The sequence below is a fragment of the Streptomyces sp. CB00455 genome (assembly GCF_001905445.1).
Classification (GTDB): Bacteria; Actinomycetota; Actinomycetes; order Streptomycetales; family Streptomycetaceae; genus Streptomyces.
Map to the genome: position 1 here is coordinate 347,465 of NZ_LIVQ01000007.1, position 20,527 is coordinate 367,991.

Consider the following 20,527-nt stretch of genomic DNA (forward strand, 5'->3'; position numbering starts at 1 on the left):
CCAGTAACTGGGTGGGCGTCGAGACGGCGCCCATTCGCCCAGCTCATGTTGCTGCCAGCATTTGACAGGCACGGGATCAAGGCTGGGCTGGGAGCCAATCCGGCGGTTCTCCTTTCCAGCTCGGCCGATCCACCACATTCTCCGCCCAGTTATGAGACACAGCGGAGCAGGCGGCGCATCTGGCCCGGCATCATGGACTGGTGACCACACGGATGCGCTGCTACTGGGACGAGGAAGACACCTGGTTCTACTTCGAGGTCGACGCCGAAGGCTGGGTGATCCGGCAGGTTGAACTCCAAGGGCCTGAGCTGACCCCGATCGCAGCTGCCTCCCTCGCCGAGTGGCAGGAGGCCCGCGACGCAGGCCGCCTCGATGAGTACGACAGCAAGTTCGGGATCACAGCCGAGCTGCCCGTCTCGGAATGGGAGGGCCACGACCCCGAACAACTCACCTCCGAGGAGTTCGAGGAAATCTGGGGTCCTGCCCGTCAGCAGATGGCTTCCCGGCCCAGCTGACCTCTCGGCGCCGCACAGGCTTCTTGGCATCATCGCGACATGACCCCGACGCTTCCCCGCACTGTCCGAGCCGTCGACGCAGCTCGTCTCCTGGACCTGGCCCAGGAGGCCGCCGTAGCCGCATCGAGCGAGCAGTGACCGTGCGCGAGTGGATGGAACGGATGGGTGCCGATGCGCCGCCCCCGCAGTGCGCGAGGTGGAGAAGTGCGGGCCGCCCCAGCTGAGGGCCAAGGCCAAGCAGAAGGCCGTCTCCACCGACGGCATCGTGCTGACCACCACGGCCCGGTTCTGCTACACCGCCGACGACACCACGGCCGCCGCGCCCACGGCCTGAAGGTGGAGTCCACCGACCTCCAGGACATCCGGATCGACCTCTGACCCGCCACGCACCGGGACCTCGAACCGCACCAGCGGTTCGAGGTCCCGGTGCGTGCAGGGCCCGGTCGGCTCCCGCTCTCGTCGATGCCAGCCATAACGAAATGATCATGACTTGCGGTAACGGCTTACGGTTTGTCGTGACCACGCGCGCTACGCGCAAGTAACACACGGCAGTTGCCGCCAGGGGGAGCGGGCCCTTCGCGGGTCCGCACCGTGAGGAACGCATGTATCAGCACGTCAAACAGAAGATTTTCACCCTGCTTACGGTCCTGTGCCTGACCGTGGGCGCGGGCGCCGGCTCGGCCGTGGCGGCCGAGCCGGCCGAGCGGGATCCCTCGCTGCTGGAGATAGCGGCCCGGGTGGAGCAGTACTCGAAGTGCCGGCAGTTGCCGCTGCTGGAGCGGCCGAAGTGCCGCAAGGAGTTCGCCCTCAAGTCCGCCAAGCTCGGTCTCGCCGTGGGCGTCTACCTCTACATCTCGCAAGCGGCGATGAAGGACGGCGGCGCGTCCTTCGTCGAGGTGAACAAGGAGCTCGGGACGCTCGGCGACCAGCTCAGGCCCATCCTGCTGCACGCGAACGAGGAGGCGGACCCCGGGCGCAGGCGGGCGCTGTTCAAACAGTTCGTCACGACGTACAAGGCCGCGCAGCCGCACCTGGACAAGCTCCGCACCAACCTCGTCAAGGCGTCGCGCGTCCTCGGCACCGCGAACGAGTCGGCCGAGATCCTCACCATGCTCACGGTGATCATGGGGGACTACTTCCCGGAGCCGAAGCCGATCGAGCCGTCGCCGAGCGGCCCGACCTGGGACATCTGGGCGGACCTCAAGGACATGGGCAAGGCCCTCGACCAGATCAACGCCGGCTTCGACAAGATGAACGCGGCCCTCGACGACATGAACGCCACCATGGTCGAGGTCAACGACAGCATCGACGGGATGAACAAGGGCATCGCCCAGGCCAACCGGGGCATGGACAAGCTCAACGAGGGCGTCCGTGAGATGAACGACGCCCTGGGGCAGACGAACAATGCCGTAAAGGGCATGAACAAGGCCGCGGAGCGCATTCACGAGGTGCCGGAGTTCGACTTCGACTTCTCGCACGTCGCCGAGAGCGTCGGCGCGAACCACACCCCGGCCGAAGTGCTCGCCGCCCAGGACCGCCGCATGGGCCTCGTGCTCGACCTGCTCCCCGGCGTCGGCGACGGCAAGGGCGTTCTGCAGGCCATCACCGCCAAGGACCTCGCCACCGGCGAGCACCTGAGCCCCGTAGACCGGGCCCTGGGCGCGGTCGTCGTGCTGCGCTGGCTCAAGGTCGGCGGCAAACTCGACCCCGAAGACATCCGCAAGGCCCAGCGGCGCGGACGCCCGTGCAACAGCTTCCCGGCCGGCACACCCGTACTGATGGCGGACGGCTCCCACAAGCCGATCGAGAACGTACGGGTGGGCGACACGGTCCTCGCCACGGACCCCGCATCGGGAACCACCGGCCCGCGGAGCGTCGATGACACGATCTACACCCCCGACGACCGCGACTTCACCGGCATCACACTCGACGCCGCAGTAGGCGCAGGCTCCCTCACCACGACGGACCACCACCCCTTCTGGTCGCAGAACCACGAGCAGTGGACCGATGCCGGCGACCTCAACGCGGGCGACATCCTCCGCACCGCCGACGGCGCCCCTGCACGGATCGGCCAGGTCACGCACTGGAAGACCCTCCAGCCGGCGTACAACCTGACTGTCAACGACCTCCACACCTACTATGTGCTGGCCGGACAGACGCCGGTGCTCGTGCACAACGCTTCGTGCGACTTCATCCCCGGCGAGATCCCCGACGCCGCGGCCATCGACCGCGGTTCGCTGGTGAAGCTCAAGGAGAAGCAGTTCGAGAAGGCCCTCAAGACCCTCGGCGAGGACCCGCACGGGTTCAAGGCCGACTGGGTCGGAAAGAACATGGTCTCCCGGTTCGACGCCATGCGCGACGGTGACAGCCGGATCATCCTCGTGAGCAAGGACGGCAGGATCTTGGTTCCGACGAATTACAGGTTCCGGCCATGAGCGCGTTCCGCATGTACCTGCGCGTGGTCAGCGAGACCTTGCAGCCGGAGGAAATCTCCGAACGGCTGGGAGCGGAACCCGACGAGACGACGGCGATCGGCAGTCGCCGGCGCCCCCAGTCCCCCCCGCGCTCCCACTCCACCTGGATCCGCCACGCCGGCCGCGCCCGACCGGAAGACCTGGAACCGGTGATCCTCGCCTGGGGCCCGGACCTCGCCGCGTCCCTCGGTCGCCTCGCCCTCTCCGGCGAGGCCGCCGTCTGCCTGGAAATCGTCCAGGAGATCCGAGACCCCGACGACCCCCAACAAACGGGCATCGCCCTGAGCCCCGCCCTCCTCTCCTGGCTCGCCACCTCCCACGCCTCTCTCGACATCGACCAATACATCCACCACGACTGCCCCGACCCCGCCCCGTAGCCTCCGCTTCCACGAGTCGCGGTGACCGACGAAGCCCCGCCGGGCATCTGGCGGGGCTTCGCGCTTCCAACCTTCCTGGGTGGCCTGGTCTAGTCCAGCTCCCGGCCGCTCGGCCCGTAGCCGGGTGCGGGGTGCGTGATGTCCTTGAGGAGCAGGTCAATGAGGCAGGCCGCCGGGCTGGCGCCCTCCGCTTCGGAACAGCCCTGTCATACGTGCGGACGCCACACATGCCCGAAAGGGCAGGCCTGGGTAACTATTCGGCAGCCGGGTCGTAGTGCTTCCACACGCGACTCTGCGCCCCAAATGGAACGGCAGGACGCACCGGCCACTCGTACCCCCTCGTCACGAAGCCTCGCCTTCCGCAAGGTCCATATCCCTCGGCAACGAACCCACCTCCAGGCAGGGGGTGCAATCTCTCGCCGCGCCGGATGGAGAGACGTGCTCGGTGCCGAATGCGAGTGGAGCCCGTAGCTGTATCGAGGTCAAGCCCGGGACCCCGCCGGCCAAGGCCGCGCTCGACCGCGGTCCCACGGCCGCGGCGGCCAAGACGCCCCCGACATGGTGCGACCAGGCCAACAATGGTGTCTACGCAACTCGCACCGCAGCTTGTACCTGGACGACGGTCACGTACACCACGCAGCGCGTCGTCAACGGAACCACGACGAGACCGGTCAGGCTGAGCTGATCGTCATGCAGGGCAACTACACGGCCACTGACTTCGGCCGGTATGCCCACCAGATGGACACGCCCATGCACGCCGGTTGGGGACGATGCCCCGAAGACCTCGATCGACGGACAGGCGACGCTGTGTGGCTCGTGCACTCGCAAGAGCGCAACCTTCCCGAAGAAGCCGCTCTCGCCGGTCAGCTCGTGGCAGCAGGGCGAGTCCTTCCGGGACACCACCGTCATGGCAGCGGGCGCCGTGGGCAGGGCCAGACGGCGTGATACCTCACCTTCACCTGATGTTCCGTACAGCGCCGCCGTCACCAGCGTCTCCATGAACGAGATCCGGTGCGACAACGCGACGGCCGGGCGCCCCGTCGTGGGTTGCGTGGTCCCCTGGGCCTCCGAGCTGACGTACACCAAGGCCCAGGCATCCGGACCCCCGGGTGCGACTTTCGCCAACCCGCTCACGCGAACCGAGAACGCTTCGGTCATCAGCAACAAACGCACGCGGGCATGCGGCAGCGCCCCGAGCCTCACCGCGAAGTCCTGCGACGAGTACCCCATCGCGACCTCGCAACAGGAGCTGAACTCAGGTGGAACCCGTCGCACCCAGACGGGTTGCGGCTTCACAGGCGTCCCGTCGCCCGAACCGCTTTCGGTGGTCACCGACATGGTGCCGCTCTTCATCAACGCCAACCCCTACGGCCGCGGCATCGTCCCGAACACCCAGCGCCTCGCCCAGCGCCTCCGGGCTGCTGGAGGGATAGTTGCCTGGGTCCTTCCAGTCCGTGTCGACCGCACTCCTGTCGGGGATGAGTTCCATGGGCCCAAGGCCGCCGGGATGTTGCGCAACGCTGGCGGCACCGGCCCCCTGCGAGACCGGCTGTGGCACGCGCTCACCATCGGTCCGGACAGCCTCCTGGTGGAGAAGTCGGCTCTCAGCGCGTTCTTCCCCGGCCACTCCCCGCTGCCCGAGCTGCTCCAAGAGCGCGGCATCGATACCGTTCTGATCACCGGCACCGCCACGAACGTGTGCTGCGAATCATCAGCCCGCGACGCCTGGACCCTCGGCTACCGGGTCATCATGGTCGCCGACGCCAACTCCACCGGTTGCGAGGGCACCGATTCGCCGATCTGACCCGGGCCCGGCATGCCGCCGTACATGCCCTGCTGACGGCGGGACACAGTCGGCGCTCGGTCCAGCGGCAGCTTGGGATGACCTACCGCACCGTCAAGCAGTTCGCCGACGCCGCAACGCCGGAGGAGCTGTTCACTGGTCAGTGGCAGAACCGGACTTCCGTCCTCGACGACTACAAGCCCTACCTGGACGACCGCTGGAACGAGGGCTGCACCAACGCTTGGAAGCTGTGGGAGGAGATCGTGCCGCTCGGCTACAAGGGCAGCTACCAGCGCGTTCGCGCCTACCTGCACGAAAAGCGCACCTCGCCGCGGCCGGTGACTGCCCGGCCGCCCTCGCCCCGGGCCGTCGCGGGATGGATCCTCCGGCGTCCGGAAACTCTCACCGAAACCGAGCAACTCCAACTCAAGGCCGTCCGGACGCACTGCTCCGAACTCGACGCCCTCACCGGGCACGTCCGCTCCTTCGCGACCATGCTCACCGAGCGCCAGGGCGAGCACGTGCCCGACTGGCTCGACGCCGTCCGGCAGGACGACCTGCCCAGCCTTCACACCCTCGCCGCAGGCATCGACCGCGACCGCGACGCCGTCATCGCCGGCTTGACCCTGCCCTGGAGCTCCGGCGTAGTTGAAGGGCACGTCAACCGGATCAAGATGCTCAGACGCCAGATGTTCGGCCGCGCGGGCTTCAGGCTCTTACGCAAGCGGGTACTACTCGCCTGAGCCAGCTGGCCGAGTTCCGGCTACTTCAGCAGCTGGAAGCCGGGCTGCTGAGCCCATGCCCTGAGGAACTCCGCCGAACCGTACGCAGTGGGCCATGGATCGGTCACCATTGCGATGATGCCGGAGAGGTCAGCCACGATGGGCACCTGGTCCTGCCTTAGTTCGGCGTTGACAACGCCGCCGATCACGTCCATGACGGCGGCAGTCAGAAGGGCCGTGGCGACGTGGTCGAGCGGACTGTTGGCCTGCCTGGTCGCCTTCGACCTCTTGCAGCAGGACGGCCAGGAGCTCCTCGCGCGCCCGTACGCCGAGCGGCGGGCCAGCGCGCGTACCAGATCCAGGGCGCCGGCGTCTTCCCCGCACAGCGGTACCGCCAGGCCGTCCGGGTACCGGGCCCACACCTCGGCGGCACACACGTTGAACGCCTTGATCACGTGCGCGTCTGGCGCCGCGTCCGCGATCACACGGGCGGCGGACGGGCCGCCGTCGGTGGTGAGCATGAGCCCGCCTGGCCCTGGCACGATCGGGTTCGAGCAGTCGATCACGGCCCGCCCCGCGAGTGTGTCGGCCAGCGGCGCGACCACGTCGAGCATCGCGGTGTGCGGAAGCGCGGCGAGCACCGCGTCCCCGTGTGCGGCGGCCTCGGCGAAAGTGCCCGCGCGGGCCCCGAGCCGGGCCGCGAGATCCGTCGCCTTGTCCGCGTCGCGCGCTGCGACCACAATGTCGTGCCCGGCCTTCGCCCAGCCCGTGCCGAGGGCCTCGGCCATGGCGCCCGCACCCATAATTCCGATCCGCATATCGATCCCCTTTGCTTGACCTGCCTGTTCGTTCGAGTGAATCTAGGCCGGCCGAAAGGAACCGTTCGGTTCTCGCCGGGGGACCATAATTGGGGGAGTGATGGGGAGCAACGGCGAGTATCTGGCGGACTGTCGGGCGCGTGTGGGCTTCGACCTGTTGACCAATCGGTGGAACAGCGTGGTCGTGTTCGCGCTCGTGGACGGCCCGATGCGGCCCGGGCGACTGCGCGCGGCCATCGGCGGGATCAGCGCCAAGGTACTCAATGAGACGGTGCGCCGCCTGGAGTACAACGGGCTCGTCACGCGGCGGGCCTACGCGGAGGCGCCCCCGCGCGTCGAGTACGAACTGACCGACCTGGGCCACAGCTTCATGGTCCCGATCCGCGCGATGGGCGCGTGGTCGGCGGAACACGGCCCTCGCGTCCTGGAGGCCCAGGACCGCGCCGACGAGGCGTCAGCCACGGTGTAGGCGTGTGGGCATGAGGCCAACCTGCCGGATCGTCCCGGCACCGGTTGCGGCAGGTTTCGACCCGTCGTGATCCATTTCTGCTCCGGGCGCCCCGCCCGTTTCACCCCCGTGCAGGTCGCCGAGGCCAAGGCGCTGGCCTGCCACCGCCCGAACACCGCAACCCGGCGCTGCTGACGGCCCTCCGCGAGGCCATGGTCACCGCCATCACCCGCGCCGAACCGGCGGTCCCTCGCGCGGAGACAGGCTCTGCCGCGGCGGCCCGCGCGCTGCGCGCCGCCCTCCCCGACGGTGCCGATGTCCTCAGCGACGCCGAGCAACACCTGCTGTGCGAGCGGCTCACCCGCCTGACAGCGGACGGTGGCACGCCGCAGGCCTGATCGCGCCTCAGAGGCCCGCACCCGCGACCCCGTGCTCAGTTCGGCGAACCGCGGCACCGCTCCCTACCGCGGTGCCGGCCGCGAGCGGCTACCACCTCGCCCGATGAAGGGCTTTCACTCCATGGGCGCAGCGCAGCGGTTTCTGTCTGCGTTCAGCGGTATCTCGCTCCACCGCGGTTCCAGCTCTTCGTCCAGCTCTCCCCGAGTCCAGCGACTCGGCTCAGCCGGCCCACGAGCGCTTCCGGCAGCGCTGTGCCGAGAGCCGGGTCATGCCGCCCCCGGTCACGCTGCCGCAGGTCTGAGGGCACCGCCCCGCCACCCGTTCGACGCGGTGTCGTTCCGCCATCCATGACCAGACGGCGAATGCCGGTCGTCGTTCACACCGTCGTCGGGAGGTAGGGACCGGGTCCTTTGAGGGTGTGTTGGATGGGGGCGGTCACTGTGTGACGGAGGCCGGGGAGGGTCGCGACCGACTCGGTGAGGTAGCGGTAGAAGAGCTGGGCGGTCGCCACGTCGATGCTGGCGTAGAGGTTCGCCGTGCCCGTCGTGGCGGTGGCGTAGGCGACTTCGGGGTGTGCGGCGAGTGCCGCTCCCGCCTCGGCGAGGCGGGACGGGTCGATCTCCAGCCACAGGGCGGCCCGGAAGTCCTGCTGGAGGATGTCCGGGTGGTACTCGATGTCGAAGTACAGGGCGCCGGCCGATCGGAGTTCGGTGATGCGCCGGCGCACGGTGGAGGGGGACAGACCGACCACGGCAGCCAGGTCCGCCGTTGCGGCCCTCCCGTCCCGGGCCAGCAGGTCGAGTAGTTGCCGGTCGCTGTCGTCCAGGGGCACCGGCGGGGTGGCGTCCGTGGCCCGGCCCGGTGTGTCAGGGGGCGTGAGCGCCGCGACCTGTGCGGCCGTCAGCGGGCCGCGCTTGTTGATCGGGCCGAGGTCGCGGCCGAAGAAGACGTGCAGTGAGCAGTGTGCGGACAGGTCCACCACTTGTGGTGTGCGCGGCAGCTTCTGTAGGAGCGGGGACTCCTTTGGCCCGGCGCTGCGGGTGCGTACCGAGCAGGAGATCTCGGTGCCGCCCGAATCCACGTTGACCCAGGTGGTGTCCGTGCGCCGTGCCATCGCCTTCCCGAGGGGGGACGCGGCATCCGGCGTGCACCGTACGCGCACGAGCCAGACAGAGTCCCCCAACCGTAGGGGATCGGTCAGGCCGAGGACCCGGAGCTTCCCGGCGGACCGCAGCCGTGCCCAGCGGCGCGCAGCGGTCTGGTCCGAGATTCCGAGGACGTCGGCGATCTCCCGGAACGAGGCCCGCCCGTTGATCTGCAGCGCGTGCACGAGCTCCATGTCTTCTTCCGACAGACTGCGGTACTCATGACTCGGGGTGTCGAGATAGGTCGCCATGAGGCTCATTCTGTCGGATCCGCGCACAACAAGCATTCTGGCTCACGATATCGCCTGTGGGGGCTCGAAGCTGTTTCGCGTGATCACCCGCCGGCCGGCTCGGCCCGCCGCAGTTCGCTCCGGCCCGATCACGGTCGGGACTCGGTCCCGGAACACCTGCTCAATCCGAACGGAGAGTTCGACATGCGCAAATGGTGGCCCCTGACGGCGGTCTGCTTGGGCGCCTTCATCCTGCTGGTGAATGTGACGATCGTGAACGTCGCACTGCCCAGCATGGCTGCCGACCTCGGCGCTTCCTTCACCTCTCTGCAATGGGTGATCGACGGCTATGCCCTGGCGCTCGCCGCCCTGCTGCTGGCCTCGGGTTCCCTCGCGGACCGCTTCGGCCAACGGCGTTCCCACGTCTGCGGTCTGGGCGTCTTCGGCCTGGCCTCTTTGGCGTGCGGCCTCGCCCCCGACGCGGAGGTCCTGGTCGCAGCCCGCGTGGTGCAGGGCGTCGGCGGCGCCGCGATGTTCGCCACCGCTCCCGCCCTGCTGCTCACTTCCTACCAGGGCAGGGACCGGGGTACGGCCTTCGGCGTGTGGGGCGCGGCCAACGGAGCCGCCGCAGCCGCGGGACCTCTGCTCGGCGGGCTGCTCACCGAGCACTTCAGCTGGCCGACCATCTTCTGGGTCGCCGTTCCGATCGGCGCTGTGGCCATCGCCACGACGCTGCGGGTGGTGCGTGCCGACCGACCCTCCTACCAGCTCGTCGGGAGCTCCGGCTACGGTGTGCGGCTCGGCGGGACCCGGGCCCGCGTCGACATCCCCGGTGCGACGGCCTTCACCAGCGCCGCGGCCACACTCACCTGGGGGCTCATCCGTGGCGGGGAGGTGGGCTGGGCCTCGGTCGAGACCCTGACAACCTTCGCCGTCACCGCCTCGGCTCTCATCGCGTTCGTGGTGATCGAGCACCGTACGGCGCGACGCGGGGGCGTCCCGATGATGGACCTCGCCCTGCTGCGCCGCCCCTCGTTCGCGGCCTTGATGAGCGGTGCGCTGCTGCTGCAGGGCGGCGCCTTCGGCTGCCTGGTGCTGGTCTGCCTGTGGCTGGAGGTGGGCACGGCGCAGCAAAGCTAGAGCCCGTCTCCGCGAGCCGCCCACGCGGCCGAACCGCCGACGGCTGCACCGCACATCCGGCCCCCCTCCGCCGGCATGCGTTTCACCGAACACTTCAGGAGTCTCATCATGTCCACCGATGTAACAGCCACTGCCGACGCCTTCCCCACCACCGCACCGCGCCCCTCGTTTCTCCTGGTCCACGGGGCCTGGCACCGGTCAGAGTGCTGGGACCTCCTGCGGACGGCCCTTGCGGCCGACGGCTGGACGGCCCGGACGGTGGACCTGCCCAGTGCCGGACCGCAGCGCACACCCGCCGCCGGGATGTACGACGACGCCGATGCGATAGCCGGTCATCTTCGGCAGGCAGACGGTCCGGTGATCGTCGTCGGCCATTCCTACGGCGGCCTCCCGGTTACCCAGGCCGCCGCCGGCCTTCCTGCCGCCGCTCACCTCGTCTACCTGGCGGCGTATCTGCTCGAGGAGGGAGAGTCCCTGCTCAGCGTGCACGGTCACGGCGGTGACGCGGCCGAGGATCTGCGCGGCACAGCCCCCGTCGTCTTCGACGACCCCCGCACCGCGCTGTTCGGGGACCTGCCCGACGGGCAGGCCGAGGACGCCGTCAACCGGCTCGTCACGCAGAGCCTGCGCTCCTTCCAGCAACGGGTGACGCGGGCGGCCTGGCGGACGGTGCCCTCCACCTATGTGCTCTGCGAGGACGACAGGGCACTCCCGCCCGCATTGCAGGAGCGGATGTCCACCCGCGCCACACAGGTTGAGCGCCTGAACACCGGCCACTCCCCATTCCTGTCCGCGCCCACCGAACTGGCCGCGCTCCTGGGCCGGATCGGCTCCAAGGTGGTCACCTCCATGTCGTCCCGCAAGGGCTGAACGGCCCCACAACCCCGAGGCAGCGCGCGGGCACAGCGGCACGCCGCTGCGCCCGTGGTGCGCGGCACCCGTCCATACCCGGTGGTGCCCGCACGTGCGTCACCTCAGCACCCGCCGCTGACCTGCGTCTGGTTGCCGGCCGGTGATGAGGCTTCGCGAAATCGCGACAGCCGATCTTCGCCTCAGTTCGTCCGCTGGTAGATCGAGTGGGGAGGGTGCGGAACGAAAAGCGCGCCCTGCCGGTGCTGGTGCGGAAAAGCCGTTGCCCTGGGACGTGTTGGGGCTGATAGACAGGGATATGGACGACAAGGTCATGCGCTCGGCCGAGCGGATGCTCGCGGAACGCGCCTGCGAACGCATCATTGCGGACTTCGTCCACCGCCTTGATCTCGGCCACCCGAGTTCGGTGGCCGAGCTGTTCACGCCCGATGGTGTCTGGCACTGGCCTTCCGGGAACCGGCGCATCGAGGGGCGCGAGGCTCTGCGCGCCTGTTTCGCCTCTCGCCCGGCGGACAGGCTGTCGCGTCGTCTGATGACGAACATCCTGGTCACGGTGGAGTCCGAGGCGACAGCGCGGGCCGTCTCGTATCTGACGACATACCGGGTCGATGGCTAGTCAGGTGGAATGGTCAAGCCCAGGCTCCCGGCGAACGTCGGTCACTACGAGGACGTCTTCCGGAAGATCGGACGGCACATGGTTCCGCGCCAGCCGCACTGTCTTCCTCCCCTTCGGCGGCGGAACGGAACGGCTCCCCGTGGCGGATGCATCATCCGCTTGACGACACCGTTTTGCGGACCGGCGACCGTCAGGCCCTCGTCTCGCCCGAGCCGCGGCAGCCCGCGGGCATGAGCAACGGTGAATCTGGGCGCCTCCTGCGCGGGCCGCGAGGAATCTGGATCATGGGAGGGGGTGTTCTTCGCCCGCGTCGAGGAGGTCGGTCACGAGCCGACGGGCGTACGCGGCGTCGAGTCCGGCCGGGCGGAAGAGGATGCGGTACATCATGGGGGCGACCACGCGGTCCATCGCCGTCTCGACGTCGGGAGTGTTCTCCTCGCGGCCGATCGCGCGAGCGAGCATGACGTCGATCTGTTCGGCCGCGTAGGCCGAGCACTGACCGGCGTTGCTGCCGTCCGGGTCGCCGAGCAGAGCGTCACGGATGTAGGCGCGGCCGGAGGGGGACGACATCTCGTCGAGGAACTGTTCGGCCCAGGCCGTCAGGTCGGACAGCAGGTCACCGTGGTCCTCCGGCGCAGTGTCGGGCCGCAGGCGCTCCACCGCGACGTCCGACAGCAGCTCCTGAAGGTCGCCCCAGCGGCGGTAGATCGTCGAGGGGGTGACTCCGGCGCGCTGGGCGACCAGCGGGACGGTCACCGCGTCGCGGCCCCGCTCCGACAGGATGTCGCGGACAGCGGTGTGCACCGAAGCCTGGACCCGTGCACTGCGCCCGCCGGGGCGCACCATCGGCTTACGACTCATGACTCCACCTTAAAGCACGGTTATTGCGTTTAGGCGGAGTGTGTCGGCTCGACGGCCGCGCCAGAGCTCCCTCGCCGGTTTCCTCGCTGCGGGCACCCGGTCCTGATCCCGACCGGAGCCGAACGGCATAGGGCCGGTCCGGAACCGCCCGGCCCGCAGGCCGCTCTCAGGCGGCCGGCGCGAGCGACCGGGCGGGCTGCGTCCGCTCGTAGGCGTGGCCCACCTGCAGCAGCTGCCGCTCGCCGAAGGGTCGCCCGAGCAGCTGCATGCCGATCGGCATGCCTGCCGTGTCGTGGCCCACCGGGACGGACAGGGCGGGCACTCCGGTGATGTTGGCCGGGGAGGACAGACGCACGTAGGCGTCGGAGACGGCCTCGGTCGAGCCGTCGGACCAGGTGACGCTCTCCTGGCCGGTCTTCACCGCGGTCGTCGGGACCGCCGGGGCGGCGATCACGTCGACCTTCTCCAGAATGCGGGCCCATTCTTCCTGCATGAGCGTCCGGGAGCGCTGGGCACGCAGATAGTCGCCCGCGCCCATCAGCTCACCGGCCTCCAGGAGGATGCGGACGTCCGCCCCGTACAGCTCGGGGACGGTACGCAGCGTGCCCTCGTGGTAGGCGGTGGCCTCCGGAACCATCAGCCCCCACTGCGTGGCCTGGATGTACCGGGTCATCGGGATGTCGATCTCGACGAGATGGGCGCCGAGCATCTCCAGCTGCGCGATGCCCCGGCGGACGGCGGTCTCCACCTCCGCGTCGACATGGTCGAAGTAGTAGTTGCGCGGTACCCCGACGCGCACGCCCGCCAGGTCCGGCTCCCGTTCCGGCCGGTGGTCGACGGCGGGGGCGTCCAGCGAGGCGGGGTCACGCGGGTCGTGCCCGGCGAGGACGTTCAGGACCAGGGCCGCGTCCTCGACGGTGCGGGTGACCGGGCCGACGTGGTCCAGCGACCAGGACAGCGATGTGACGCCGTGGCGCGGCACCAGCCCGTAGGTCGGCTTGAGGCCGACGACCCCGTTCAGCGCGGCGGGAACCCGGATCGACCCGCCGGTGTCAGTGCCGAGGGCGAAGGTCGCCGCCCCGGCCGCCACCGCGACGGCGGACCCGCCGCTGGAGCCTCCCGCGACCCGGCCGCGGTCCCAGGCGTTGGCGGTCTGCGGGGTGGTCAGGCCGTAGGCGAACTCGTGGGTGTGGGTCTTGCCGACCAGGACGGAGCCTGCGACCCGCAGCCGGGCGGCGACCGTGCTGTCGGCGGCGGCGCGGTGGCCGGCCCGGACCCGGGAACTGGCGCTGGTGGGCGAACCGGCGACGTCGATCAGGTCCTTGAGCCCGGCCGGGACGCCGTGCAGCGGCCCCCGGAACATGCCGCGGGCCGCCTCCCGCTCGGCCTCCCGCGCCGCGCCGCGGGCCTGCTCAGCGGTGACCGCGACGTACGCCTCGACGTGCGGGTCCACCTGGTCGATGCGTTCGAGGACCGAGTCCACCAGCTCGACGGGGGACAGCCGGCGGGCCCGGATCTGCTGCGCGGCGTCGGCGAGGGTCAGCTCATACGGCTGCATCGTGCTTCTCCTTTCCGGCGCGGTAGGCGCCGGCGGGCGGGGTGTCCCCGAAGTCCAGCTCACGCAGGACCGAGACGACGGAGTGGATGTGGTCGGCGGTGGCGGCGACCGCGGCGTGGCGGTCATCGGGCAGCGGAAGTCCGGCACGGGCGGCCCAGCGGGCGGCCTCGGGCGGCGTGAGTTCAACGGAGGGCACGGGTTTCTCCTGATCAGGGGGCGTGGCAACGAAGTCCCCCGCACTAAAAGCCAACGGTTTGCGTTAACCCGACCGTAGGTCCTACTGTCGGGTTAACGCAAATTCATTGCCTTTACGGAAGGAGTCCCATGCCCGGCGTCATGTCCGACGCACCCGCGCACGTCGCCCATCGGGCCGCCCGCGCCCGTACGAGGAGGCGCACGGCTTCCTTCACCCTCGACGTGTCGATACTCGCGGCCCTCCTGGCCGCGTCCAGCGCTCCGACCCCGCTCTACCCTCTCTACCAGGACCAGTGGGGCCTCTCCGCGCTCGCCGTCACCGTGGTCTTCAGCGCGTACGCCCTGGCCCTGTTGCTGGCCCTGCTCACCACCGGAGCGCTCTCCGACCACCTGGGGCGACGCCCCGTCCTGGCAGGCACCCTGCTCATGGCGGCCGCCTCCATGGTCCTCCTGGCCTCAGCGGACGGCGCGGGCTCCCTGACCATCGCCCGGGTCCTGCAGGGAGCGGCCACCGGCGCGGCCACCAGCGCCGCGGGCGCGGCGCTCCTCGACCTGGAGAACCCCCGGCGCCCGGGCCGGTCCGCCCTGGCCAACACCGTCACCCCCGTCGCCGGTATGGCCACCGGCGTGCTCCTCTCCACCCTGCTCGTCCGTTTCGCCCCCGCCCCCACCGTCACCGTCTACGTACTGCTGGCGGCGCTGTTCCTCGCCCAGGCGATCGCGGCCACTTTCACCACGGAGACGGCCCACCGCCGCGCGGGAGCGCTGCGGTCGCTGCGCCCGCGGGCCGGCGTCCCGCCCCCGGTCCGCCGCACCCTGCTGGCCGCGGGCGCCGCTGTCGGCACCGTCTGGGCGCTGGGCGGCTTCTACTCCTCCCTCGGCCCGGCCCTCGTAGGCCTGGTGGCCCCCGACGCCCCGCAAGCAGCCCGTGGCATGGTCTTCTTCACCCTCAGTGCCACCGCCGCACTCACCGTATGGGCGCTGCGGCGCAGGCCGCCCCGCGCCACTGTGATCGGCGGCTGTCTGTCCGTCCTGCCCGCCGCGGCGCTGACCCTGAGCGGTCTGCACGGCGCCGGGCTGCCCGCCGTCTACGGCGGCGCGGTACTGGCCGGCATCGCCTTCGGCGCCGTTTCCCAGGGGGCGCTGCGTATGCTCCTCGCCTCGCTCGACGAGCGGGACCGCGCCGCGACACTGGCCGCCTACTACATCCTCAGCTACCTCTCCATGAGCCTGCCCGCCGTCGCCGCGGGCGCCGCCACCCAGCACTACGGGCTGGGGGCCACCTCACACGCCTACGCCCTCACCGCCGCTCTCCTCGCTCTGGCGGCCCTGGCGGCACTCACCGCGTCACGACACGGGGCGGCCCGCCACGAAGCCGACCGCTCCCACTGAAGAGAACAACCGACCGCTTCCGCCGAAGAGAACCAAAGGGAACGACACACCATGCACACTTCCCCCGCCGCCACCCCCGTCCCCTCCTGGACCGTGGGCGGCGTCACCGTCCACCGCATCGACGAAGTCGCCCTGCCGCCCGCGACCGGACCCTGGCTGCTGCCCGACGCCACCCCTGAGGTGGTGACCGCCCAGGACTGGCTGCACCCACACTTCGCCGGCCAGGACGGGATTCTGCACATCGACAGCCACAGCTTCGCGTTCGCCGTGAACGGGCTGCGCGTTCTCGTCGACACCGGCATCGGCAACGGCAAGGAGCGGGCCAACCCGGCCTGGCACGACCTGCGGACCGACTTCCTGGAGCACCTCACCGGCGCCGGTTTCCCCCCGGACTCCGTCGACCTGGTGATCCTCACCCACCTGCACGCCGATCACGTCGGCTGGAACACACGGCAGGTGAACGGCGAATGGGTCCCCACCTTCCCCAACGCCCGCTACCTCACCTCCCGCGCCGAGCGGGAGTTCTGGGCCACGTACGACATGGAGGAACCTCGCGAACAGATGTTCCGCGACTCCGTGATCCCGGTCGAACAGGCGGGTCTGCTGAGCACGGTCGACGTCCCGCACGAGGGGGCCGAGATCACCCCCGGCCTGCGCTTGATCCCGACACCCGGCCACACCCCCGGACACGTCGCCGTGGAACTGACCAGCCAGGGTGAGACGGCACTGATCTCCGGCGACTGCGTCCACCACCCCGTCCAGCTCGCCCACCCCGTCATCGGCTCCTGCGTCGACATCGACCCGCGGCAGTCCGCGGCCACCCGCCGCAAGTTGCTCCGCTCCCTCGCCGGCACGGACACCCTCCTCCTCGGCACCCACTTCGCACCGCCCACCGCCGGCCGCGTGACCGCCCACGGGGACGCCTACCGGTTGGAGCCCGTCCCCGCTTCCTGATGCCGTTGCCACGCCGCCCCGGTCACCGCAGGTATGGCCGCCCCTCGGACCCCACCAGGGCCGCTCCTCGCGAATTCGCCGCCGAGGTCGAACACGCCAGGGACAAGTACGCGAAGGGCGTCTACGTACGGGGGACAGCCGGCTCGAATCGATGGGTTTCCTCTCCCCGACGCCTGGCCACCGGTGGCACCCGACACTGTGCGAGCCATGCGAGGGCAAAACGGTCGCGGCAGAGGACCAGGCCGAACGCGACCGCCTGGAGGCGGAGGCCGCCGAGACCGCCGAGAAGGCCCGCGGCTGGCGCTCCCGCTTCCGCCCGGGGCAAGCCCACTGACGCCCTGGGCAAGCCTCCCGCTGACAGCGTGGGCAAGCCATAGGTGACCTGGGCAAGCCCCCGTTGTCGGCGGTGGCTCGGGGCTGGACTCGCAACAACGCCCCCCAACCCGGATCGGCTGGGGGGCGGCCTTGTTGCGACGCTCAGGCGTACGGGTCTTGCCGGAAGTAGTCGGGGGCGAGGTGCCGCAGACGGTCATCTTCCTCAGTGACCAACTCGAGGAAGATGTGCAGGCCGTCATCGAAGATGCCATGGTGGTCGTAGCTGAACCAGGAGTCCACCACCCGGTAGCGGTCGCCGCGCAGAAGTACCCCCGTTCCGACGGGAAGGTTCAGCAGCCCGTTCTCCTGCATGGACAGAACGGCTGAGCTGTTCGCCTCGTGAAAGTACGTCGGCCACTGGTAGACGCTGGGAACATCTGACATCTGGTTCCTCCCCATGGTCATGGGACGCTCGGCGCGCACCCACGGGTAGATCATGCCTCGGGTTCAGCCTTCACGGTTTGGCGGCAGCGGCTGGGCAGGGTTGCTCTGCCCTGCCGCTGCGGCTACTCCCAGGGCCGTGGCAGCGCGTTCGACAGGGCTGTGAACCGGCCCACCGCAGGCTCGGGCTGGGCCAACCAGGGGCACCCCGACCGGGTGCCCGCCACCTATCACCGCACCCACGGGGTGCGCTACTTCCACGGCTGTTACTCAGTCGGGAGCGACACTTTGTGGGGTATCAACCGCCGCAGGAAGGGTGCCGTGAACACGCTGGCCGCCTTGAAGTCGATCCGCGCCGCCCGGCCCGACGAAGCACCGATCTACGTGATCATGGACAACCTGTCCGCTCACAAGGGCAGCGACATCCGCCGCTGGGCAGGAAAGAACAAGGTCGAGTTGTGCTTCACCCCGACCTACGCCTCTTGGGCGAACCCGATCGAAGCCCACTTCGGACCGCTGAGGCAGTTCACCATCGCCAATTCGAATTACTCGAACCACACGGTCCAGACCCGGGCCCTGCACGCCTACCTGCGGTGACGCAACGCCAACGCCCGCCACCGCGATGTCCTGGCCGCCGAGCGCAAGAACGCGCCCGCATCCGCAGCGAGAAAGGCATCCGCTGGGGCGGACGCCCCCTCGCCGCTGCCGCCTGAACAACCTGGCGAACCTATGCGGTCACAGCACTAGATGACGGTGGTGGCGGGGCAGTCCTCGGCGAGCTCGAGGAGTGCCTGGCGTTCGTTCTCGTCGACGGCCAGATGCCAGCGCAACTTCGTGCCAGCCCAGGTCGCGGCGTAGGTGCAGTGGTAGGAGCCGTCCGAGGGCAGCGCCACTCGGCAGGGCCCTTGTCGATCTCGGACCGGTCAGAGGCGGCCGAGACCGCGATCAGGGTGTCGGCGACGCTTGGTCGCTCCCCGCTCCCCGCTCCCCGCTCCCCGCTCCCCGCTGGCCCTGGCCCTCGCCGACCTCGTCGCCACCGATGTCGAACACCAAGCTGAGGCCCTGGAGACACTGCGCGACCGCACCGGACGCGAACTCCGCTCGGCCATCGACTCCTTCGCGGGGCAGCGCTCCAGCACCCCGCATGGCCCCAGACGGGACCAGAAGCGTGAGCTGGTGCGGGGCTGCATCGCGAGGGCTTCTTAGAGACCCGCGCCTCCGCGCCTCCGCACAACTCATCGCCGACCCGCTCGGCGTCTCCCGGGCGACCGTCTGCAACTACGCGAAGCGGTAGCCGCCCTTGGCCGGACGGCAGACGCGCGCCCACGGCCCGAACCCGCGCCGGTAGCTCGAGCCGCACGGCGGCCTCGCAGGCGAGGACGCTGAGCGGGTCGGCGTCCTTGCCGCGCCGGCAGCCGGGCCGCGTCGAAACGCACCGCGTTGTCGATGATCAGGCAGCCGTGGGTACGGGTGCCAGACGTCGCATGAAAACTGCCTGGACGCCGCCGTCGAGGAGGTCGTCCGTACGGGCGAGGAACTCCTGGAGGTGCGGCCTTTCGAGGTTGGCTGCGTGGTCCTGCCCGCTGCGCCACACCTCGTGGAAGTGGAACGAGGCTGGGTCGTTCACGTCGACGTGCAGGTCGTAGCTGATGCAGCCGGGTTCACTCAACGTGTGCGGCACGAGCGCAGTCAACGTTTCCCGAAGTTCCTGTTCCCGTCCGGCTCTCGCCCGCAGCCGGGCGACGACAGTGAGGCTCTCGTGATTCACGGATGACATCAGTGGGTGCTCCTGGTTCCTGGCCTGGCATGAACGCCGGGCTTGCGAACACTGACGCTAGGAAGAACCGGTCCGGGTGTACAGTCCACTCGCATGCCTGTTGACCGGACCAATCGCGCAACCTGCCTGCTCGTCGAGCTCCCCGACGACGGTCGCCCGATGCACGAGCGCCTCACCGGCGCGATCAGGATCGCCATCGGACAGGGCCGGCTCGGGCCCGGGCATCTGCTTCCGTCCAGTCGTACGCTCGCGGCGGAACTCGGCTGTTCCCGGTGGGTCGTCAACGAGGCGTACGTCCAACTCACCGCCGAGGGACACCTGCAGACCCGGCGGGGTTCGGGCACCCGGGTCGCCGCCACCCGGAGCGAGCCGGCACCGAAGCGGAGCGCGGCTCCGGATGCTCCGCCGTGTGTGGCAGATCTTCGGCCCGGCGCCCCGGACATCAACGGATTCCCCGCCGCTGCCTGGATGCGGTCCCTTCGGCACGTGCTCACCGTCGCCGACTGGTCGCCGCCGGTCTTCCCGCCCGCAGAGGGAGTACCCCGCCTGCGGGAGGTGGTCGCCGGCTACCTGAGGCGGGCTCGGGGCATCCCGGTGGAGAGCGAGGAGGTATTGATCACCTGCGGCACCTCGCACGGCATGGCCGCTGTCGCGCGCGTGCTGAGCACCAGGGCGGATTGCGGGATGGCAGTTGAGGATCCCGGCTGGTTCCGCCTGCGGGAGGTGGCCGCCGCCGCGGGCTTGCGCATCGAGCCGGTCACCGTGGACTCGTCAGGGGTCGACGTCGAGGCCGTGCGCCGGGCGGATGTCGGCGCGCTGGTCTGCGCGCCGGCCCACCAGTTCCCTACCGGCGCGGTGCTGTCGCCGGACCGTCGTCGGGCCCTGCTGGCCTGGGCTGCACGGAGTTCTGGTCTGATCGTGGAGGACGACTACGACGCCGAGTTCCGTTACGACGGCCGGCCGGTCGGCGCGTTGGCCGGTCTCGGGCGCGAACATGTCGCCTATCTGGGTTCGGTCAGCAAGACGTTGCACCCCGGCCTACGGCTCGGATGGCTCGTGCCGCCCGCCGGCCTGCGCAGGCCGCTGCTCTCGGCCCTGGAGGCGACCGGCGGCGGACCCAGCACGCTCGAACAACTCACCTTCGCGCATTTCGTCGAGACCGGCGGCTACGACCGGCATCTACGGCGGGCCCGCAAGGCGTACCGCGCCCGCCGGGACGCTCTGGTCGCCGCCCTGACCAGGCACGCCGCGATCAGCGCCGACGGCATCGCCGCCGGTCTGCATCTGACGGTGCCGTTGCCGCAGGGCACCGACGAGCATGCCGTGGTCGCACGGCTGGGGGAGCTGGGCATCGCGGTGGTGCCGCTCGCCCGGTACACGATCAGCCGTCAGGCGCCTGCCCTCGTCGTCGGGTACGGCCGGCTCGCCCCGTCCCGGGCGGTGTGGGCGGCCGACCGGATCGCCGAGGCCGTTCGTGAGTGCCGGTAGCCGAGGCCG

The 20,527-nt window shown here is 70.0% G+C and carries 22 protein-coding genes and 4 pseudogenes; 17 read left to right on the forward strand and 9 right to left on the reverse strand.

Annotated elements, in window-relative coordinates; all coding sequences use genetic code 11:
- Positions 1-212: 212 nt before the first annotated feature.
- The 4 genes from AMK16_RS26960 (at position 213) to AMK16_RS26970 (ending at position 3,366) form a co-directional block, all read left to right on the forward strand.
- Positions 213-515, forward strand: a complete 303-nt coding sequence (locus AMK16_RS26960) for a hypothetical protein (RefSeq protein WP_073919927.1) — start codon at positions 213-215, stop codon at positions 513-515.
- Between the two features lie 148 nt (positions 516-663).
- The gene (locus AMK16_RS35945) at positions 664-849 is read left to right on the forward strand and encodes a hypothetical protein (protein ID WP_143196883.1); all 186 of its coding nucleotides are present in this window, start codon (positions 664-666) and stop codon (positions 847-849) included.
- Between the two features lie 268 nt (positions 850-1,117).
- Positions 1,118-2,950, forward strand: a complete 1,833-nt coding sequence (locus AMK16_RS26965) for a polymorphic toxin-type HINT domain-containing protein (RefSeq protein WP_073919928.1) — start codon at positions 1,118-1,120, stop codon at positions 2,948-2,950.
- Positions 2,947-3,366, forward strand: coding sequence for a DUF4279 domain-containing protein (locus AMK16_RS26970; protein WP_073919929.1), 420 nt, complete (start codon positions 2,947-2,949; stop codon positions 3,364-3,366). The genes AMK16_RS26965 and AMK16_RS26970 overlap by 4 nt, the downstream gene beginning before the upstream one ends.
- A gap of 585 nt (positions 3,367-3,951) precedes the next feature.
- Here AMK16_RS26970 and AMK16_RS35950 read toward each other — a convergent pair.
- Positions 3,952-4,365, reverse strand: coding sequence for a hypothetical protein (locus tag AMK16_RS35950; protein ID WP_143196884.1), 414 nt, complete (start codon positions 4,363-4,365; stop codon positions 3,952-3,954).
- Between AMK16_RS35950 and AMK16_RS37635 the strand changes: the two genes are divergently transcribed.
- Both AMK16_RS37635 and AMK16_RS26985 read left to right on the forward strand, forming a co-directional pair.
- Positions 4,364-5,170, forward strand: a complete 807-nt coding sequence (locus AMK16_RS37635) for a cysteine hydrolase family protein (RefSeq protein ID WP_242438923.1) — start codon at positions 4,364-4,366, stop codon at positions 5,168-5,170. The two genes, AMK16_RS35950 and AMK16_RS37635, sit on opposite strands and share 2 nt — an antisense overlap.
- Positions 5,171-5,247: 77 nt before the next feature.
- The gene (locus tag AMK16_RS26985) at positions 5,248-5,892 is read left to right on the forward strand and encodes an ISL3 family transposase (protein ID WP_073919931.1); all 645 of its coding nucleotides are present in this window, start codon (positions 5,248-5,250) and stop codon (positions 5,890-5,892) included.
- Between the two features lie 20 nt (positions 5,893-5,912).
- Here the strand turns inward: AMK16_RS26985 and AMK16_RS26990 are convergent, their stop codons facing one another.
- A complete protein-coding gene (locus tag AMK16_RS26990; RefSeq protein ID WP_443333613.1) occupies positions 5,913-6,731 on the reverse strand; it encodes a DUF6368 family protein in 819 nt (272 codons plus the stop codon).
- 58 nt (positions 6,732-6,789) lie between these two features.
- Here AMK16_RS26990 and AMK16_RS26995 point away from each other — a divergent pair, with 58 nt between their 5' ends.
- From AMK16_RS26995 to AMK16_RS38580, 3 genes and pseudogenes are all read left to right on the forward strand, one after another.
- Entirely contained in the window at positions 6,790-7,158 is a 369-nt protein-coding gene (locus AMK16_RS26995) for a winged helix-turn-helix transcriptional regulator (protein WP_073919933.1), read from the forward strand.
- Positions 7,159-7,280: 122 nt separating this feature from the next.
- Positions 7,281-7,535, forward strand: a pseudogene (locus AMK16_RS27000) (TetR family transcriptional regulator); the annotation flags it as partial.
- Between the two features lie 97 nt (positions 7,536-7,632).
- A pseudogene (locus tag AMK16_RS38580) lies at positions 7,633-7,707 on the forward strand (IS6 family transposase); the annotation flags it as partial.
- A gap of 205 nt (positions 7,708-7,912) precedes the next feature.
- On the opposite strand, the gene AMK16_RS27005 reads toward AMK16_RS38580, so the two are convergent.
- Positions 7,913-8,932: an Lrp/AsnC family transcriptional regulator gene (locus AMK16_RS27005; RefSeq protein WP_073919934.1), complete on the reverse strand. Its 1,020-nt coding sequence runs from the start codon at positions 8,930-8,932 to the stop codon at positions 7,913-7,915.
- Positions 8,933-9,115: 183 nt separating this feature from the next.
- Between AMK16_RS27005 and AMK16_RS27010 the strand changes: the two genes are divergently transcribed.
- From AMK16_RS27010 to AMK16_RS27020, 3 genes and pseudogenes are all read left to right on the forward strand, one after another.
- Positions 9,116-10,051, forward strand: a complete 936-nt coding sequence (locus tag AMK16_RS27010; protein WP_079191746.1) for an MFS transporter — start codon at positions 9,116-9,118, stop codon at positions 10,049-10,051.
- A 108-nt stretch (positions 10,052-10,159) separates the two neighbouring features.
- On the forward strand, positions 10,160-10,921 hold the full coding sequence (locus AMK16_RS27015; RefSeq protein ID WP_073919935.1) for an alpha/beta hydrolase: 762 nt from the start codon (positions 10,160-10,162) through the stop codon (positions 10,919-10,921).
- A gap of 298 nt (positions 10,922-11,219) precedes the next feature.
- A pseudogene (locus AMK16_RS27020) lies at positions 11,220-11,700 on the forward strand (nuclear transport factor 2 family protein).
- A 119-nt stretch (positions 11,701-11,819) separates the two neighbouring features.
- On the opposite strand, the gene AMK16_RS27025 reads toward AMK16_RS27020, so the two are convergent.
- From AMK16_RS27025 to AMK16_RS27035, 3 genes are all read right to left on the reverse strand, one after another.
- Positions 11,820-12,398 carry a TetR/AcrR family transcriptional regulator gene (locus AMK16_RS27025; RefSeq protein ID WP_073919936.1) on the reverse strand — a complete coding sequence of 193 codons (579 nt, stop codon included), beginning with the start codon at positions 12,396-12,398 and terminating at the stop codon, positions 11,820-11,822.
- Between the two features lie 166 nt (positions 12,399-12,564).
- Positions 12,565-13,956, reverse strand: coding sequence for an amidase (locus AMK16_RS27030; protein ID WP_073919937.1), 1,392 nt, complete (start codon positions 13,954-13,956; stop codon positions 12,565-12,567).
- Positions 13,943-14,152, reverse strand: coding sequence for a hypothetical protein (locus AMK16_RS27035; RefSeq protein ID WP_073919938.1), 210 nt, complete (start codon positions 14,150-14,152; stop codon positions 13,943-13,945). Before AMK16_RS27035 ends, AMK16_RS27030 begins: the two co-directional genes overlap by 14 nt.
- A 128-nt stretch (positions 14,153-14,280) precedes the next feature.
- On the opposite strand from AMK16_RS27035, the gene AMK16_RS27040 reads away from it, so the two are divergent.
- Both AMK16_RS27040 and AMK16_RS27045 read left to right on the forward strand, forming a co-directional pair.
- Positions 14,281-15,543, forward strand: coding sequence for an MFS transporter (locus tag AMK16_RS27040; RefSeq protein ID WP_079191747.1), 1,263 nt, complete (start codon positions 14,281-14,283; stop codon positions 15,541-15,543).
- A gap of 51 nt (positions 15,544-15,594) precedes the next feature.
- Positions 15,595-16,497, forward strand: a complete 903-nt coding sequence (locus AMK16_RS27045) for an MBL fold metallo-hydrolase (RefSeq protein ID WP_073919939.1) — start codon at positions 15,595-15,597, stop codon at positions 16,495-16,497.
- Between the two features lie 477 nt (positions 16,498-16,974).
- On the opposite strand, the gene AMK16_RS27055 is transcribed toward AMK16_RS27045, so the two are convergent.
- The gene (locus AMK16_RS27055; protein ID WP_143196885.1) at positions 16,975-17,256 is read right to left on the reverse strand and encodes a hypothetical protein; all 282 of its coding nucleotides are present in this window, start codon (positions 17,254-17,256) and stop codon (positions 16,975-16,977) included.
- A 165-nt stretch (positions 17,257-17,421) separates the two neighbouring features.
- On the opposite strand from AMK16_RS27055, the pseudogene AMK16_RS27060 reads away from it, so the two are divergent.
- Positions 17,422-17,966, forward strand: a pseudogene (locus AMK16_RS27060) (transposase); the annotation flags it as partial.
- 30 nt (positions 17,967-17,996) lie between these two features.
- On the opposite strand, the gene AMK16_RS27065 reads toward AMK16_RS27060, so the two are convergent.
- Entirely contained in the window at positions 17,997-18,146 is a 150-nt protein-coding gene (locus tag AMK16_RS27065) for a hypothetical protein (protein WP_242438924.1), read from the reverse strand.
- 70 nt (positions 18,147-18,216) lie between these two features.
- Between AMK16_RS27065 and AMK16_RS27070 the strand changes: the two genes are divergently transcribed.
- Positions 18,217-18,459: a hypothetical protein gene (locus AMK16_RS27070; protein ID WP_242438925.1), complete on the forward strand. Its 243-nt coding sequence runs from the start codon at positions 18,217-18,219 to the stop codon at positions 18,457-18,459.
- 244 nt (positions 18,460-18,703) lie between these two features.
- On the opposite strand, the gene AMK16_RS27075 is transcribed toward AMK16_RS27070, so the two are convergent.
- On the reverse strand, positions 18,704-19,030 hold the full coding sequence (locus tag AMK16_RS27075; RefSeq protein WP_073919942.1) for a putative quinol monooxygenase: 327 nt from the start codon (positions 19,028-19,030) through the stop codon (positions 18,704-18,706).
- A gap of 93 nt (positions 19,031-19,123) precedes the next feature.
- Here AMK16_RS27075 and pdxR point away from each other — a divergent pair, with 93 nt between their 5' ends.
- Positions 19,124-20,518 carry a MocR-like pyridoxine biosynthesis transcription factor PdxR gene (gene pdxR / locus AMK16_RS27080; protein WP_073919943.1) on the forward strand — a complete coding sequence of 465 codons (1,395 nt, stop codon included), beginning with the start codon at positions 19,124-19,126 and terminating at the stop codon, positions 20,516-20,518.
- Positions 20,519-20,527 lie beyond the last annotated feature (9 nt).

Bases quoted from the DNA above. Each gene is read 5' to 3' on its own strand.
- AMK16_RS27025 (WP_073919936.1), bottom strand. From the start codon at position 12,398: ATGAGTCGTAAGCCGATGGTGCGCCCCGGCGGGCGCAGTGCACGGGTC.
- AMK16_RS27055 (WP_143196885.1), bottom strand. From the start codon at position 17,256: ATGTCAGATGTTCCCAGCGTCTACCAGTGGCCGACGTACTTTCACGAG.
- AMK16_RS26995 (WP_073919933.1), top strand. From the start codon at position 6,790: ATGGGGAGCAACGGCGAGTATCTGGCGGACTGTCGGGCGCGTGTGGGC.
- AMK16_RS37635 (WP_242438923.1), top strand. From the start codon at position 4,364: ATGAACGAGATCCGGTGCGACAACGCGACGGCCGGGCGCCCCGTCGTG.
- AMK16_RS26970 (WP_073919929.1), top strand. From the start codon at position 2,947: ATGAGCGCGTTCCGCATGTACCTGCGCGTGGTCAGCGAGACCTTGCAG.
- AMK16_RS27010 (WP_079191746.1), top strand. From the start codon at position 9,116: ATGCGCAAATGGTGGCCCCTGACGGCGGTCTGCTTGGGCGCCTTCATC.
- AMK16_RS27030 (WP_073919937.1), bottom strand. From the start codon at position 13,956: ATGCAGCCGTATGAGCTGACCCTCGCCGACGCCGCGCAGCAGATCCGG.
- AMK16_RS35950 (WP_143196884.1), bottom strand. From the start codon at position 4,365: ATGGAGACGCTGGTGACGGCGGCGCTGTACGGAACATCAGGTGAAGGT.
- AMK16_RS27045 (WP_073919939.1), top strand. From the start codon at position 15,595: ATGCACACTTCCCCCGCCGCCACCCCCGTCCCCTCCTGGACCGTGGGC.
- AMK16_RS27015 (WP_073919935.1), top strand. From the start codon at position 10,160: ATGTCCACCGATGTAACAGCCACTGCCGACGCCTTCCCCACCACCGCA.
- AMK16_RS26965 (WP_073919928.1), top strand. From the start codon at position 1,118: ATGTATCAGCACGTCAAACAGAAGATTTTCACCCTGCTTACGGTCCTG.
- pdxR (WP_073919943.1), top strand. From the start codon at position 19,124: ATGCCTGTTGACCGGACCAATCGCGCAACCTGCCTGCTCGTCGAGCTC.
- AMK16_RS27075 (WP_073919942.1), bottom strand. From the start codon at position 19,030: ATGTCATCCGTGAATCACGAGAGCCTCACTGTCGTCGCCCGGCTGCGG.
- AMK16_RS26985 (WP_073919931.1), top strand. From the start codon at position 5,248: ATGACCTACCGCACCGTCAAGCAGTTCGCCGACGCCGCAACGCCGGAG.
- AMK16_RS27005 (WP_073919934.1), bottom strand. From the start codon at position 8,932: ATGGCGACCTATCTCGACACCCCGAGTCATGAGTACCGCAGTCTGTCG.
- AMK16_RS26960 (WP_073919927.1), top strand. From the start codon at position 213: ATGCGCTGCTACTGGGACGAGGAAGACACCTGGTTCTACTTCGAGGTC.
- AMK16_RS27040 (WP_079191747.1), top strand. From the start codon at position 14,281: ATGCCCGGCGTCATGTCCGACGCACCCGCGCACGTCGCCCATCGGGCC.